Origin of the sequence: Streptomyces sp. Ru73, from assembly GCF_002920575.1 — a bacterium.
In the GTDB taxonomy this organism is placed as follows: domain Bacteria; phylum Actinomycetota; class Actinomycetes; order Streptomycetales; family Streptomycetaceae; genus Streptomyces.
This window is the reverse complement of record NZ_PQSQ01000004.1, coordinates 32,942-47,368: the sequence shown is the minus strand read 5'-3', so window position 1 is coordinate 47,368 and position 14,427 is coordinate 32,942. Positions and strand designations below refer to the sequence as shown.

Below are 14,427 nucleotides of genomic sequence, written 5' to 3'. Positions count from 1 at the left end.
CCATGCGCCTGCTCACCCACCTGCGCCACGTCGACCTCGCCGTGCCCGACTACGACAAGCAACTCGACTTCTACGCCGGCGTCTGGGGCCTGACCAAGGTCGCCGAGGACTCCGGCATCTCCTTCCTCGCCGCCGAGGGCTCCCCGGAGCAGTACGTCGTACGGCTCCGCAAGGCCGGCGAGAAGCGCCTGGACCTCGTCTCGTACGGGGCGCCCGATGCCGCGGCCGTGGACACACTCGCCGAGCAACTGCTGCAGGGTGGCGTGGAGTTGATAACGCAGCCCGGCAGCATCGACACCCCCGGCGGCGGCTACGGCTTCCGCTTCTTCGACGTCGACGGGCGCACCATCGAGGTCTCCGCGGACGTCGCCGTCCGGCAGCATCGCAAGATCGAGGAGAAGGAGGCCATCCCGGTCAAGCTGAGCCACGTCGTGCTCAACTCCCCCGACCTCAACCGCACCCGCGAGTGGTACGAGCGCCACCTCGGCTTCCGCCTCTCCGACACCCTCAGCTCGCCGCACATGGGCGAGGTCATGCACTTCATGCGGATCAGCAGCCAGCACCACTCCATGGCCATCGCACAGGGCCCGCACACCGCCCTGCACCACGTCTCCTTCGAGATGCGCGGCCTGGACGAGTACATGCGCGGCTCGGGACGGGTGATGCGCGCCGGTTTCCGCAAGATCTGGGGTCCGGGACGGCACATGGCGGGTGACAACACCTTCACGTACTTCCTCGACCCGCACGGCAACACCGTCGAGTACACAACGGAGTTGGAGCTGCTGGACGAGGACACCTGGCACCCGCACGTCTACGACTTCTCCCAGCCAGAGGTCACCGACCAGTGGGGCACGGCCAACCCCATGAACGAACTCATCGCCAAGGAGTCCTTCAACGACCCCGACCGCGGCTGCTTCGTCGCCCCGCCGGTCTGATCCCCCTCTCCGGGGGCGCGGCGACCCTGTCACCAGCCCTGACTCATCCGCCGCGCCCCCGGTCACCCACCGCACCGCCAGGAGCCGCCCATGCGTTTCGCCGCCTACCAGCACCAGCAGCAGCACAGCGTCGCCGTCGTGGCCGACGACGGCACCCTGTACCCCGTGCCGGACGCACACTCGCTCACCGAGCTGATCACGTCCGGGGACGGGCTTGCGGCCCTCCTCAGGACCGGCGCCGCCTCGTTCGGCGCCCCGCCCGGCCCCCATGTCTCCCGGGTGCGGCTGCTTCCTCCTCTGCAGCCCTCCTCCGTACGGGACTTCGTCACCTTCGAGGAGCACGTCGAGGGCGTACGCCGCTCCGTCGACGGAGCCGCCGGTGTACCCGAGGAGTGGTATGCGGCACCGGCCTTCTACTTCACCAACCCGCACGCCGTCCACGGGCCGGGCGATGACATCCCGGTGCCGCCCGGCTCGGCCGTCCTCGACTTCGAACTCGAAGTGGCTGCCGTCATCGGCCGCGAGGGCCGTGACCTCACCCCCGAGCAGGCCCGCGACCACATCATCGGCTACACCGTCCTCAACGACTGGTCGGCGCGCGACCTGCAGTCCGCCGAGATGAAGGTCGGCCTCGGCCCCTGCAAGGGCAAGGACACCGCCACCACGCTCGGCCCCTACCTGGTCACCGCCGACGAACTGGAACCGTACCGCGACGATGACGGCTTCCTGCGGCTCGCACTCACCGCCGAGGTCAACGGCGAGGTCGTCGGCACGGACCTGCTGTCCAACATGAGCTGGACCTTCGAGGAGATGGCCGCGTACGCCTCGCGCGGCACGCGGGTCGTCCCCGGTGACGTGCTCGGCTCGGGCACCTGCGGCAACGGCGGCTGCCTCGCCGAACTGTGGGGCCGGCGCGGTGAGCAGACCCCGCCGCCACTGAAGCCGGGCGACACCGTCTCCCTCACCGTCGAGGGCCTCGGCACCCTCACCAACACGGTGGTCCCCGGCACCGCCCCCGTACCGCTGCCCACCGGCCGGCGCCGCACCCGGGAGCGGCCGTGAACACCCCGCACCCCAAGAGACTGCTCGGCAAGGTGGTGGTCGTCACCGGCGCGGCGCGCGGCCAGGGCGCCGCGGAGGCGGAAGCCCTCGCCCGCGAGGGTGCCCGCGTCATCGCCACCGACGTGACGGAGGCCCCCGGCTGCCGACGCCTCGACGTCAGCAACGAGCGGGACTGGGCCAATCTGGCCGCCGAGCTGAAGGAGTCGTACGGGCAGGTGCACGGGCTGGTCAACAACGCGGGCGTCACCTGGCGCGCCCGCGTCGGAGACGTACGGCCCGAAGACCTGGCGCGCGTCCATGCCGTCAACGTCACCGGCCCGCTGCTCGGCATTCAGTACCTCGCTCCGCTGATGCCGCCCGGCGCCTCGATCGTCAACGTCGGCTCCTCGGCGGCCCTCACCGCGCACTACCCGGTCGCCTACACCACCAGCAAGTGGGCGCTGCGGGGCCTGTCGAAGACCGCCGCGCTCGAACTCGGCCCGCGCGGGATCCGTGTCAACACGGTCCACCCCGGCTACATCGAGACGGAGATGACCGCCTCCGCCGCCCCGGCCTTTCGCGAGGCGAATGTCCGCGAGACGCCGCTCGGCCGCACCGGAACGGCCGACGAGGTCGCTCCGCTGATCGTGTTCCTGCTGTCCCGGGAGTCGTCGTTCATCACCGGCGCCGAGATCCCCGTCGACGGCGGACTGACCGCGCACGGCGGGGTCAAGTCGGTCTCCGACGCACTGCGCGAGGGGCCCTCGTGACACGGCTGGGTCACCCCGCTTTCCGGCACGCCCGCGGTCAGGGCCGGGGCCGCCGGCGCGGCCGGCCTCCGGTGGCCGGGCCGCCCCGCGCGCGTTTCAGCGTGACGCGCCGCCCGTATTTCGGCGAGACGCACCGCCCTCGTGTCAGCTGCCGGCGGTGTCGCTGTCGAAGCGGGCGCGGTTGCGGACGATCTCGTCGTGGTGTGTGCCCGCCCAGTCGATCAGGGCGGTGACCGCGTCGAGCAGCGTGGCGCCCAGGCCGGTCAGCGCGTACTCGACCCGTGGCGGCACCTCGGGGTAGGCGGTGCGGGTGACCAGGCCGTCGCGGCGCAGCTGGCGCAGGGTGTGGGTGAGCATGCGCTGGGAGATGCCGGGGATGGAGCGCTGCAGGTCGGTGTAGCGCACGGGGCCGTCCTCCAGTGCGCCGATCACGAGCACGCCCCACTTGTCGCCGGCCCGCTCGACGATCTGCCGGATCGTCTCGCCCTGCTCGGCAGGCCAGCGGGCGCACGGCCCCCTGCGGACCGGCGGCTGTGCTGCCCGGGAGTCGTCTGTCATCGTGCGTCTGCCCTCCGCCTTACTTACACGCGTGTGCCTTTTGTACAGGCTCTCCTGCTGACGCAGGATGGTGTTGCATCCCCGCGATGAGGTTGCGCACCAAAGGTAAGAAATGGCAGCGCCTCGTCCGTGCACCCACCCCCCCAGGAGGATCAGCATGCTCATGCGTGCCGCGACCGTGTCCCGATTCGGCGGGCCCGAGGCAGTCGAGATCACGGAGGTTCCGGTGCCCGGTCCCGGCCCGGGGCAGGTGCGGATCACGGTGGCGGCGGCAGCGCTGAATCCGGTGGACGCGGCCATGCGGGCAGGTGTCTTCGGCGGCGCCGGCGAGCGGATCGGCCTGGGCTGGGACGTCGCCGGCACCGTCGAGAGCGTCGGTACCGGTGTCACCTGGTCCCCCGGTGACCGCGTCATCGGCCTGGCCACCGGTCACCGCACACCGCTGGGCACCCACGCCGAGTACGCCGTCCTCGACGCGGACGCGATCGCACCGGCCCCGGTGACCTTGGCCGACGCCCACGCCTCGGCCCTCCCCCTCAACGCGCTCTCCGCGGCGCAGGCACTGGACATGGCAGCGCTTCGCCCCGGGCAGAGTCTGCTGGTCACGGGCGCGGCGGGCGGCGTCGGCGCGCACACGGTGGAGCTGGGGCACCATCGCGGCCTGGAGGTCACGGCCCTCGGCTCCGCACGGGACGAGGAGTTCCTGCGTGCCCGGGGCGCCGACCGCTTCCTGTCCCGCGACGAACCACTTCCGCCGGCCGCGTTCGACGGCGTCATCGATGCCGCGGTGCTGGGTGACGCGGCCCTCGCCCCGGTCAGCGCCGGCGGCACGTACATCGGCCTGTGGCCCGGGCAGGAGCCGGCCCCCGAGCGCGGCATCCGCATCGAGGCCCTGGACGTACGCGCCGACGGCGCCCAGCTCGCCGAGCTGTCCCGGCTCGCCGAGCGCGGCACGCTGCTGCCCCGCGTCGCCGAGATCTTCCCGCTCGCGGAGGCCGCCGCGGCCCACGCACGTCTGGCCGGGGGCGGCCTGCGCGGGCGGCTCGTCATCGCACCCTGACGACCACCACGTACGGCAAGACCGCCACCGCCTGTGAAGCAGCGGTCCCACTCGCCTCGTTCCCGCTGTGGCAAGGTCCGTGCGGAGACGGGCCCCAGGGCATGGCACGACAGTCAACGGGCAGAACGGAGAAACACAGCACGTGAGCACTTCCGCAACCACCTCGCGCACCCTGGTCCTGGAGGAGTTCGGCACGCTGCCGCGGCTCGGGGAGCGGGCCGTGCCCGCACCACGCCCCGGGCACACCCTCGTCCGGGTGGCGGCGGCCACCGTCGCCCATCTGGACCTGAACATCCTCGACGGACAGTTCGGCATCCTGCCCGAGCTGCCGTTCATCCCCGGCACCCAGGGCAGCGGTTTCGTCGTCTCCTCGGACACCCACCCCGAGGGCGCCCTGGTACGGCTGCGCGGCGAAGGGCTCGGCCTCAGCCACGACGGCGCCTGGGCCGAGCACTCGCTCGTACCGGATGCCGCCGTGGAGCCCATGCCCGAGGGCACCGACCCCGCCCTCGCCTGCATCTACTTCTCCCCCGTCGGCACCGCCTGGGCGACCGTCCACGCCATCGCCCAGGTGCGGCCGGGAGAGCGCGTGCTGGTCACCGGTGCGTCCGGCGCGGTGGGCGCCGTGGCCGTACAGCTCGCGGCGCGTGCCGGGGCCGAGGTGATCGGTGCGGTCGGCCGTCCCGCGAAGCTGCCGCACGTACCCGGCGTCGCCAAGGCCCTGCTCGCCTCCGACCTCTCCGAGGAGACGCTCGGCGGCAAGGTCGACGTACTGATCGACACCGTCGGCGGCCAGATCCTGCGCAACGCCCTCACCCTCGTGCGCCCGCGCGGCCGGGCCGCGCTCCTCGGCTACACCGCCGGCCGCGAACTCACCCTCGACCTCGCGGACTTCTTCCTCGCCGACGTCTCTCTGCTCCCGGTCAACATGATCTCCCGCGGCCCGGAAGTCGCCCCCGAGGTCCTGCGCCTGCTGCCCGACCTCTCCTCGGGCGCACTGTCGCTGCCGTACGAGCGCTACGGAATGAACGCACTCGGCGAAGCGGTGGAACGCCTCCGCACGGGCGCGGCAGTGGGAAAAATCGTCCTCGACATGGGCGACACGGAGTAGCGAACCCGGACCCTCGCAGGGTCGCCGCGTCATCAGGTGCCCTCGGCGGTGCTCGCTCCGGCGAGGGTGCCTGCCTGTGGCGGCCGCCTCGCCGGAGCGTCCGGAACGGGTGTTCAGCGATGCCGGCTCACGGTGTCTCGAAGCGCAGGCCGGTGAACCGGGTGGTGAACCCCTTCCCGTCGGGGGACGCGCACATGATGCCTGCTTCGGCCGGAAGCCCGGGCGGGAAGTAGGCGAGGCGGAGCAGTGTGCCGGGCTCCTCGCCGCCGGTGCCGTAATGGACGGTCACGTGATCGCCCTCGCGGCGCATTTCGATGGTGACGGGGGCGGGGGTATCGGTGATCCTGTCCAGTGGGACGACGTTCCAGTCCGAGACCTCGCGGGTGACGACGGCACTCAGTTGCTGGTGGCCGTCCACGTACTCGATACCGGTCTTGACCCAGTTCTTGGCGTCCAGCCGGAGGAACAGCCCTGCCTGGTCGTACTGTTCGCGGTAGTCCCCCTCGAAGGTCACCCGCAGCCGGAAGCCGGCCGGGACCGGGCGCAGCAGGGCGTGCCCGGTGTCGCGCACGAAGCCGTAGTGGGTGGTGACCCAGAAATCGGTGTCCGCGTCGGTCGTGATCTCCACTCGGTCCTCGGCCGGGACCCACTGGGCAGGCGGGTTCAGCCACCGCCATCCGTCCAGGCCGAAGCAGGAGTGAGGTGCGGCGGACTCAGCGCCGGTGGTCATGACGATGTCTCCTTGGTGAGTGCAGCGGGGCGGCGGGATGTGGTGGGTGCGGTGTGTGCAGCGCGTACCAATTGTTGCCGTGAGCCGTCGGCACGAACGCTGCGATGGAAACATGTACGGAAATTCCTGTATGCAATTGTCAGAAAGAGCATCTTTGGCACTGGAGGCCACGTCCGGTTGCCCTGTGGTGAGGGGTACTGAGAGGGACCCCCAGGAGCCGCACTGTCTCCCTTGGCCGGCCGCATGGACAAACGGGCCGAAGTGAGCGCATTCCTCAAGTCCCGCCGCGCCAGAGTCACCCCTGAGCAGGCGGGATTGCCGGTGCACGGGCAGCGCCGGGTGCCCGGGCTGCGCCGGGTGCCCGGGCTGCGCCGCGGCCCGCGCGGCGGGCGCAGGACAGGGCCGTGCCCGGCGCCGCCCGCAGCAGGCCACCGTGCGGCCCAGCGTGCTGCGCATCGTCGAGGGCCTGCACGACCAGCCGGCGTACGTGCGCAACAACCACATGGACATCCTGGCCGCCAACCCGCTCGCCCGCACCCTGCACTGCGAGGTGTTCGAGCAGGAGCCGGTCAACACCTGCCGGTTCGTCTTCCTCGACCCGCGGGCCACCCGGCTCTGTCCCGACTGGGAACGCGTGGCCCGCGAAGGCGTGGGTGTTGCGGGTCGAGGCCGCCAAGAACCCCTACGACCGTGAGCTGTCGAACCTGATCGGTGAGCTGTCCACGCGCAGTGCCGCCTTCCGCACGAGGTGGGGCGCGCACGACGTGCACGTCTTCACCGCGGGCAGCAAGCGGTTCCGCCGCCCGGCCAGATGCTCCGGCCACCGCTTCGCGCGGACGCGACGGCAGCGCCGCGGAGACCGCCGGCAAGGTCGAGCTGCCGCCGGTGGTCTGGCTGTTGGGGGCCGTGGCGTTCATCATGGGCACCAGCGAGCTGATCGTCGCCGGCCTGCTGCCGCAGATCTCCGGCGCCCTCCACGTCAGCGTGTCCAGCGCCGGGATGCTGATCACCGTCTTCGCCGTCGGCATGATGGTCGGCGCGCCCGCGATGTCCATGGCGACCCTGCGCCTGCCGCGCCGCACGGCCATGATCGCCGCACTGCTGGTCTTCGCCGCAGGTCACCACGTCGGCGCGCTGAGTACCGGCCTGGGGCTCGCGCTCGTCGGGCGGTTCGCCGCGGCGCTGGGCAACGGCACGTTCTGGACGGTGGGCGCCGTGGTCGCCACCGCCGCGGCCGGCCCGGCCGCCAGTACTCGCGCCATGGGCGTCATGGTCGGCGGCACGACGCTCGCCCACATCGTCGGCGTCCCGCTGGGCACCGCCGCCGGGCAGCTGGCCGGCCGGCAGGGGCCCTTCTGGGTGCTCGCCGCCCTCGCCCTGGCCGCCGCCGTGGTCATCGCCCGTCGGCTGCCCGCCGACGCGGGAGGCACCGACAGCTCCATCCGAGCGTGACGGCACAAGCGGCGGGCCGCTGGCCCGTCACCGCGTACCGCGTCCTCGCCGGACTTGCCCGGGCCCCGTAACGGCTACTACGGCTACTCCGCTGATCTGGCGCTTGTGCGCTGGTTGGCGTGGAAGCGCGCCTTCTTCTGACGATTCCCGCACGTGTTCATGTCGCACCACTTGCGGGTGCGGCTGCGGCTGGTGTCGAAGAAGGCCGCCCGGCAGGTCGGTGAGGCGCACAGGGCCAGTTTTCCGTCTCGTTCGCCTGCGATGATGCTGATCGCGTCGGCGGCGATCACGCTGAGGGCATCTTCCACGGAGGAAGCCGACCCGAGCCGCCATCGGCGCTTGCCCTCGGGCGTGAGGACCGCCGCGGCCCGCCCCTGAACGCTGCAGTCATTGATGACTCGGACGGCATCAGCGGGGAGAGCGTCCTGGAGCGCGGCCGCTGTCGCGGCGGCGTGGATCGACTCCCTCAGTTCGCGAGCGAGGTCGAGCTGGGCGGTAGTGCAGGAGTCCACGGCGAGGCCGTTCACCGCCAGCCAGTCGACGAGTCGTTGCGGCACGGGGATGCGCTCCACGGCGTTGCCGTGCCGCTCCGACAGAGTCCCCGTGAAGCTGGTCGCGAGCACGTTGCCGAGGCGGAAGTCGGGGAACCCAGTACGCATGGAACCACCTTAGCTGGTTGCCCTCGGGCACGAAGGCGCGGTAGAACCGTCATAGCCGGTTCGCGATGGTTCGCAGCCGGTTCCACGATGGCCAGGAGGTCTCATGCTCCGCCCCACCAGTGACGTACAAGCCTTTGAAGCCCACGCGACCGACGCCGACCTCGACGAGCTGCGCACGCGACTGGCCGCGGCGCGGCTACCGGAGGCAGAGACGGTGCATGCCGCGCCCGGCCGTCGCCGATGGGACCAGGGCGTTCCGCTGGCCGACCTCGTCGATGTCGTGCATTACTGGCGTACCGAGTACGACTGGCGGTCGTTCGAAGCACGCCTCAACCAGATCGGCCAGTTCCGTACGACCATCGACGATCTGGGAATTCACTTCCTGCACCGCCGGTCCGCGCGCGCGGATGCCACTCCGCTGCTCTTGACGCACGGCTGGCCGGACAGCGTTGTCCGGTTCATCGATGCAGTGGACGAGCTGGCAGATCCGAAGGACGCCGACGCGCCGGCATTCCACGTCGTGGTCCCGTCGCTACCGGGCTTCGGTTACAGCGACAAGCCGGCCACCACCGGCTGGGGAACCGAAAAGACCGCCGCCGCCTGGGTGGAACTGATGGGAAGGCTCGGCTACGGCAAGTTCACCGCCCACGGCGGCGACTGGGGAGGCAATATCACCACGGTTCTCGGCGGCAGGTTCCCGGCGCACGTCCTCGGCATCCACACCACGTTCGCCGAGGCGCCGCCGGGATTGACGACGGACGGTCTGACGGCGGCCGAACGCAAGTGGACCGAGGAAACCCGCGACTTCTGGCGCCACCGCGCGGCGTACGCGAAGCAGCAGGCGACCCGGCCGCAGACCATCGGCTACTCGCTCGTCGACTCACCGGTCGGGCTTCTTGCCTGGATTCTCGACAAGTTCGCCGAGTGGTCGGACACCGAGGACAGCCCGTTCGAGACGATTTCCCTGGACAGGGTTCTGGACAACGTCACCCTGTACTGGCTGACGCGGTCCGGTGCATCGGCGGCCCGGATTTACTACGAAAGCCACAACTCGCTCGACCCCGAACTTCGGGTCGACGTCCCGTCGGCAATCACCATGTACCCGCGCGACGTCGAGAAGTGTCCGCGCCCCTGGGCACAGGAGCGGTACCGGCAGATCGTCCGATGGAGGTCACCCGAAAACGGCGGGCATTTCCCGTCGCTGGAGGTTCCCCAGTATTTCCTCAAGGACCTGCAAGAGGGTCTCGCGGCAGTGCTGGCCGCTCATCGGTGAACGCGGCTGGGTGCCGACACGATTCGGCTGCGGCCATCAAGGCGGTGACATAGGCGTCCAGCCGTTCCTCCACGACGGGCGTCGTCAGCTCTGTCCTGCCTGCCTCCTGCCATGGCCGCACCACCTGCTGCACTTCTTCCGAGCACGCCAGGGCGTCCCGCACCTGCCAGTACAGCCGCTCGCTCGCGGTCGCGGCCAGCACCCCGCCCGCCTCCTCGTACGCCTCGGTGAACCGCAGGCCCCACGCCGGGCCGTGCAGCAGCGCGAGAACGGTGGAGCAGTGCGCCACATCGAGGTCCGCCGGGCCCCAGGAGGCCGCTGCCCAGTCGACGACGCCGGTGATCCGGGCACCGGCCGACTGTGGGAGCGTCTCGTCGAACAGCACATTGCCGGGCTGGAAGTCCCGGTGCAGGAACCGCCCTTCGTAGGGCGGCGCGGGCTTGCGGATCACGTCGATCGCTGCGGCCCATACCGCCTCGTCGGCGCCCTCCGGAGTGACGACGGTGTCGGCGGTCGTCAACGCCACGTACCCGCGGGGCGGCTCGACGGGGCGCACCGCGTGGATCGCCACGAGTTGACGGGCCAGTTGGGGAACGCGCGTGTGCACTCCCGCGTCGTCGAGAACCGTCCGGCCCGCCAGACAGGTCATCAGGAGCGATGGGTACTCACAGTGCGCCGCGGTCGGATCAACCGCGACCAGTCCGGGAGCCGGCACGCCGGTCCCCGTGAGCAGGGCCAGTGCATCGGCCTCCCGGTTCAGCCAGTCCTCGGCGTGTACCACGTAGCCCGGGTCGACGAAGCTCCGCAGCACCAGGTCACGGGTGCCACGGGTACCTCCGTTCCGCGTGCCGATGGTCAGCCTGAGCACTTCGGCAGTGATGCCGCCGTGCAGCGCCTCGGCTCTGACGATGCGTTCGCCGGCCGTCAGGTGCTGTCGCACCCAAGCCAGCGTCAGCGGTCTCACGGCTGCCGCCTCATCGTGATGGGTCACCATGTCACCCCACCATCCGGGCGGCGACCGACGCAAAGGACTTTGCCGGAGGTGCGGCACGGCCGGACAATCCGGCACCGGCGAGGAAGCGCACGTCACCACACTGTCATCGCGCGGCGACGCTGGGTAGGCTGGGGATTCCGTTCCGAGGGCTGGAGTCGGGGCGAGTCAGCCGGGGGCAGGATGGGTGATCACACGCGACAGCATGTGCACAGCAGGACAGGGCGTACGGAGGTCCTCCTTGGCGATGAAGGCCTCGTGTCACGTGAAGTGATGCAACGGGCTTGTGAGTGCTGCGTCGGACTGCTCAAGACCTCCGTGGCGATCGCCGTCCTCGGAGAAGGCGGCGGAGTTCTGTGGGGTGCGGCCGCTTCGGACGGCGCGGGCCCGCTCCTGGACTCCGTCTGCGGGCCTCGCCCCGCTGGGGCCGTCGACTTCCCGCTGCACGTGGACGGCAACGCCGACGCGGTGCTGCGGGTCCTGCCCGCCGCCGGGCGGACACCGCCCGCGCAACCGGCTGCCCGGCTGCGTCCCCTGAGCGATCTCGTCGCCGTACTGCTGAGGCAGGAACGGGAGTTGCGTCGCTGTCAGCGAACGGTCGCGCAGCTCACATGCGCCCTCGACAGCCGGGTCCTCATCGAACAGGCAAAGGGCATGCTGGCCGACCGGTGGGGCGTCACCCCGGAACAGGCATTCCACAGCTTGCGTGCTTACGCCCGCTCTCACAGCACCAAGCTGCACACCGTGGCCGAGGGTGTGATACATCGTCAGCTGCAGATTGACCATGTCCGGGCCGACGCCATCGCGCTGCCCTCGACCGAGACGCCGACCCGCCAGTAGCGGTTCCCCCGTACGGCCGCCCGGCACCGACGGGGCAGGTCAGGACAGGGCAGGTCAGGGAGAATCGTGGTCGCGCTCGAGGAGCAGGCGGCCGTCCAGGACGCGGTGTGCGACGTCGAGCAGAGGCTCCTCGTGGCGATAGGCGTGGGCCCGCAGACGGGCCAGCGCGGTCTCGACACTCATCTGCTGCCGGGCGGAGAGGACCCCGGCGGCCTGGTGCACGACCGGCGGGAAGCCCGGAGGCGCAGCGGCAGGCGTGGCAGTGGCGCTGACCAGGTCGGGGTAGGCGTCCAGCAGCAGAGCGGCCACGATGCGGGCATAGGCTTCCAGGCGGGCCAGTGCGGCCGGATCCAAGGTGGTGGGAACGGTGTGGTAGAGGTCGATCGCCCCGACCCGTGCCTGCCCGACGCTCAAGGGGACGGCGGTGACCGAGCGGATCCCCACCGCCCCGGCCGTCTCGGCGAAGGCCGGCCAGCGACCGGGGCTCTCGTGCAGATCAGGCACCTGGATCAGGGCGGCATCCAGATATGCCTCGGTGCACGGGCCCTCACCACTGACCAGCTGCGCGTCCTCCAGGCGGGCGCTCCGCTCGTCGGTGGCCAGCGCAATGGTCCTGATCCGGCCAGCGGTGATCACGACGACGCCGAGGCTGTCGGCGTCGAGGTCACCGACGCACGCAAGGCCGGCGGCGGTCAGGGACGCCCCCGGCACGCCCTGCCCGGCCGTCGCGGCGATGCGGGCCCAGGCCGCGCTCTGCTGTGCTGCGTCCACGTACGGCTCCTCATTGCCGGGCGCCGGGTCGTACCGCAAGGCACCCCGTGCCCGCTGTGGTCAGCGTATCCCTGCCACGGGCGGCTGCAAGGGAAGAAGGCGAAGCCAGAAGATTCGTTCCAGCCAACGAAACCGCCGGGCCTCCCCCAGGTGGCAGGGTTGCCGCTTCTGCTCCTTCACACTCCTGCCGGCGGAGCTCTTGCCCCGCAAGCGTAGGGGACACGCCCCTGCGGGCGGCTCTGCAGTCCCAGGGCGCGTCGGTGTGCGCCGGGCCGCGAGGAACGTGCGCCGGGCCGCGGATGAGGTGCGCTGGGTCGCCGGTGAGGTGCACCGGGTCGCGGGCGAGAGAGAAAGGCGGGCGTCGCTATAATTTTACCGTCGGCTGCTTCAGGTGCCGGGATGGAAAGGTAGCGTGCAAGGGAGCTCCATGAATGCTTGCACCGGCGGTGACATGCGGGCGCCGGCATTCGGGCGGGTCCATGCGAGGAGTCGGCAGCACGGGTCCCGCTCGTGGGGACGCTCGGTGGCCCTGTGCGGCCTGCTGCCATCCGTAGAGTCGGGAAGTTGACATGACGCGTCGCTGCATCTTCGCCGGGCGGCCTGAGTCGTCCCTTTGCTCCGCAGGCACTGCCCCACGGGCTGGAGGTGCGGCGTCCGCCGTTCGTCGCCCTGCTGTACTCCGCGATCAAGGGACGTGGTGATGACTGACCACCCACTTGCGGAGTCGGCGCGTGAGGAAGGCGTGACGGCCGCGTTCAGTGAGCTCGCCGAGGCATTGGTGGGCGACTACGACGTCATCCACTATCTCCACACCCTCACCGACCTGTGCGTGCAGGTCCTCGAGGTGAGCGCGGCCGGGGTGCTGCTGTCCGACGGCAACGGCCACAGCGTCGAGGCGGCCGCGTCCGACGAGCGCACCTACGCGCTGGAATTGGCTTCCGTCGAATGGGACGAAGGCCCTTGCCGGGACTGCACCCGCGACGGCACCGCGATCGCCGAGACCTACCTGGACACCGCCGAGGCCCGCGCCCGCTGGCCCCATTTCGCCGAGCGGGCGCTGGCGGTCGGCTTCACCTCCGTCGTCGCTGCCCCGCTGCGCCTGGGCGACCGGACCCTGGGCGCGCTCAACCTCTTCCGGGAGGAAAACGTCCCTCTGCCGCCGGGCCGACTGCGGCTGTCCCAGGCCCTGGCCGACAACGCCACCCTGGGCATCATCCAGCAGCGCACGGTACACGAACAGCTGACCGTCAACGCCCAGCTGCAGCGGACCCTGGACAGTCGTGCCCTGATCGAGCAGGCCAAGGGCTTCCTCGCACACCGCCACGACATCAGCCCCGACGCGGCCTTCGTTCTGCTGCGCCGCTACGCCCACCGCCACCGGACACGGCTCACCGATCTCGCCCGTTCCGTGCTCGACGGGACCGCGTCGGCGGAGCTGCGTCTTCCGGGGCCCAGGCCCGCGCGCTGACCGGGCTGACCAGCGTGCCGAGCATGCCCCGTACGACCACCAGAACAGGGGGTGGCGCCAGTGCCTTCCGAGGTGACCGGTGAGATGGCCGCCTGCCTGCACACCATCGCTGCCCGGGCCGGGTCCTCACGGCTGCCCCTGGGCCAGTGTGCGCACGCCCTGGGCCTGGACGGCCTTGCCTTGGTACTCGCGCCCGGAGGCCGCAGTCCCGAGCTGTGGCAGAGTTCCGGCCCGCAGGCCGAGGCCATCGAGGACCTGCAAATGGTCCAGGGCCACGGGCCCACCTGGGACACGGCGCGCACCGGTCGGGCGATCCTCATCCCCGACCTGGTCAAGGAGGCCGACGAGCACTGGCCGGGCCTGGTTCCCGCCTTGCTCACCGCGGGCGTCGCGGCCCTGTTCACCCTGCCCCTGCGTACCGCCCCGCCACTCCCCCTGGGCACCTTGGCCGGCTACCGCACGACCCCCGGGCCGCTCACCCCCGCCCAGCTAACCGACGCCCGCCACCTCACCGGCGCCTTGGCCCGTCTCGTCACCGAATCCACCCCTGCCCTCATCGCCGACGGCATGCATTTCGCCGAGGTCCACCAGGCAGCCGGCATGCTGACGTCCCAGCTCGACCTTCCCCCCAGCCATACGCTGCTCCTGCTGCGCGCCCACGCCTTCAGCCACAACATTTCCCTGCTCGAAGCCGCCCGCGACGTCCTCGCCCGCCGTCTGCGCCTGGACGACGATCCCGGCATCAACCGGCGGTGACCAGCAGGCCGG

The 14,427-nt window shown here is 71.0% G+C and carries 16 protein-coding genes and 1 pseudogene; 12 read left to right on the top strand and 5 right to left on the bottom strand.

Features of this window, described 5'->3' with window-relative positions; translation table 11 throughout:
• Window positions 1-2 precede the first annotated feature (2 nt).
• The 3 genes from C3486_RS02880 (at window position 3) to C3486_RS02870 (ending at window position 2,746) form a co-directional block, all read left to right on the top strand.
• Window positions 3-935, top strand: coding sequence for a VOC family protein (locus tag C3486_RS02880; RefSeq protein WP_103830922.1), 933 nt, complete (start codon window positions 3-5; stop codon window positions 933-935).
• Between the two features lie 90 nt (window positions 936-1,025).
• On the top strand, window positions 1,026-1,997 hold the full coding sequence (locus tag C3486_RS02875; protein ID WP_103830921.1) for a fumarylacetoacetate hydrolase family protein: 972 nt from the start codon (window positions 1,026-1,028) through the stop codon (window positions 1,995-1,997).
• Window positions 1,994-2,746 carry an SDR family NAD(P)-dependent oxidoreductase gene (locus C3486_RS02870; protein WP_103830920.1) on the top strand — a complete coding sequence of 251 codons (753 nt, stop codon included), beginning with the start codon at window positions 1,994-1,996 and terminating at the stop codon, window positions 2,744-2,746. The genes C3486_RS02875 and C3486_RS02870 overlap by 4 nt, the downstream gene beginning before the upstream one ends.
• Window positions 2,747-2,890: 144 nt before the next feature.
• Here the strand turns inward: C3486_RS02870 and C3486_RS02865 are convergent, their stop codons facing one another.
• Window positions 2,891-3,304 carry a helix-turn-helix domain-containing protein gene (locus tag C3486_RS02865; RefSeq protein WP_103830919.1) on the bottom strand — a complete coding sequence of 138 codons (414 nt, stop codon included), beginning with the start codon at window positions 3,302-3,304 and terminating at the stop codon, window positions 2,891-2,893.
• Window positions 3,305-3,467: 163 nt separating this feature from the next.
• Here C3486_RS02865 and C3486_RS02860 point away from each other — a divergent pair, with 163 nt between their 5' ends.
• Window positions 3,468-4,364, top strand: coding sequence for an NADP-dependent oxidoreductase (locus C3486_RS02860; RefSeq protein WP_103831033.1), 897 nt, complete (start codon window positions 3,468-3,470; stop codon window positions 4,362-4,364).
• Between the two features lie 142 nt (window positions 4,365-4,506).
• The gene (locus C3486_RS02855; RefSeq protein WP_103830918.1) at window positions 4,507-5,475 is read left to right on the top strand and encodes a zinc-binding alcohol dehydrogenase family protein; all 969 of its coding nucleotides are present in this window, start codon (window positions 4,507-4,509) and stop codon (window positions 5,473-5,475) included.
• Between the two features lie 127 nt (window positions 5,476-5,602).
• Here C3486_RS02855 and C3486_RS02850 read toward each other — a convergent pair whose 3' ends face one another.
• Window positions 5,603-6,205 (bottom strand): DUF1349 domain-containing protein, encoded by a 603-nt coding sequence (locus C3486_RS02850; RefSeq protein ID WP_103830917.1) that lies wholly within the window; start codon window positions 6,203-6,205, stop codon window positions 5,603-5,605.
• A 433-nt stretch (window positions 6,206-6,638) separates the two neighbouring features.
• Here C3486_RS02850 and C3486_RS37850 point away from each other — a divergent pair, with 433 nt between their 5' ends.
• The 3 genes and pseudogenes from C3486_RS37850 to C3486_RS02840 all read left to right on the top strand — a co-directional run bounded on the left by C3486_RS37850 (window position 6,639) and on the right by C3486_RS02840 (window position 7,657).
• Window positions 6,639-6,899, top strand: coding sequence for a hypothetical protein (locus C3486_RS37850; protein WP_258052558.1), 261 nt, complete (start codon window positions 6,639-6,641; stop codon window positions 6,897-6,899).
• A pseudogene (locus C3486_RS37845) lies at window positions 6,859-6,951 on the top strand (transcriptional regulator); the annotation flags it as partial. The gene C3486_RS37850 and the pseudogene C3486_RS37845, both read left to right, overlap by 41 nt.
• A 139-nt stretch (window positions 6,952-7,090) precedes the next feature.
• Window positions 7,091-7,657, top strand: a complete 567-nt coding sequence (locus C3486_RS02840) for an MFS transporter (protein WP_258052557.1) — start codon at window positions 7,091-7,093, stop codon at window positions 7,655-7,657.
• Between the two features lie 83 nt (window positions 7,658-7,740).
• On the opposite strand, the gene C3486_RS02835 is transcribed toward C3486_RS02840, so the two are convergent.
• Window positions 7,741-8,316, bottom strand: coding sequence for an ABATE domain-containing protein (locus C3486_RS02835; protein ID WP_103830916.1), 576 nt, complete (start codon window positions 8,314-8,316; stop codon window positions 7,741-7,743).
• A 103-nt stretch (window positions 8,317-8,419) separates the two neighbouring features.
• On the opposite strand from C3486_RS02835, the gene C3486_RS02830 reads away from it, so the two are divergent.
• Window positions 8,420-9,589 (top strand): epoxide hydrolase family protein, encoded by a 1,170-nt coding sequence (locus tag C3486_RS02830; RefSeq protein WP_103830915.1) that lies wholly within the window; start codon window positions 8,420-8,422, stop codon window positions 9,587-9,589.
• Here C3486_RS02830 and C3486_RS02825 read toward each other — a convergent pair.
• Complete coding sequence (locus tag C3486_RS02825) at window positions 9,540-10,583, bottom strand: phosphotransferase family protein (RefSeq protein ID WP_219822174.1); 1,044 nt, start codon at window positions 10,581-10,583, stop codon at window positions 9,540-9,542. The two genes, C3486_RS02830 and C3486_RS02825, sit on opposite strands and share 50 nt — an antisense overlap.
• 444 nt (window positions 10,584-11,027) lie before the next feature.
• On the opposite strand from C3486_RS02825, the gene C3486_RS37840 reads away from it, so the two are divergent.
• The gene (locus C3486_RS37840) at window positions 11,028-11,420 is read left to right on the top strand and encodes an ANTAR domain-containing protein (RefSeq protein ID WP_258052556.1); all 393 of its coding nucleotides are present in this window, start codon (window positions 11,028-11,030) and stop codon (window positions 11,418-11,420) included.
• A 54-nt stretch (window positions 11,421-11,474) separates the two neighbouring features.
• Here C3486_RS37840 and C3486_RS02815 read toward each other — a convergent pair whose 3' ends face one another.
• The gene (locus tag C3486_RS02815; RefSeq protein ID WP_181138420.1) at window positions 11,475-12,191 is read right to left on the bottom strand and encodes a GAF and ANTAR domain-containing protein; all 717 of its coding nucleotides are present in this window, start codon (window positions 12,189-12,191) and stop codon (window positions 11,475-11,477) included.
• Between the two features lie 700 nt (window positions 12,192-12,891).
• On the opposite strand from C3486_RS02815, the gene C3486_RS02810 reads away from it, so the two are divergent.
• On the top strand, window positions 12,892-13,659 hold the full coding sequence (locus C3486_RS02810) for a GAF and ANTAR domain-containing protein (RefSeq protein WP_103830912.1): 768 nt from the start codon (window positions 12,892-12,894) through the stop codon (window positions 13,657-13,659).
• A gap of 60 nt (window positions 13,660-13,719) precedes the next feature.
• The gene (locus C3486_RS02805; RefSeq protein WP_146074943.1) at window positions 13,720-14,415 is read left to right on the top strand and encodes a GAF and ANTAR domain-containing protein; all 696 of its coding nucleotides are present in this window, start codon (window positions 13,720-13,722) and stop codon (window positions 14,413-14,415) included.
• Window positions 14,416-14,427: the final 12 nt, after the last annotated feature.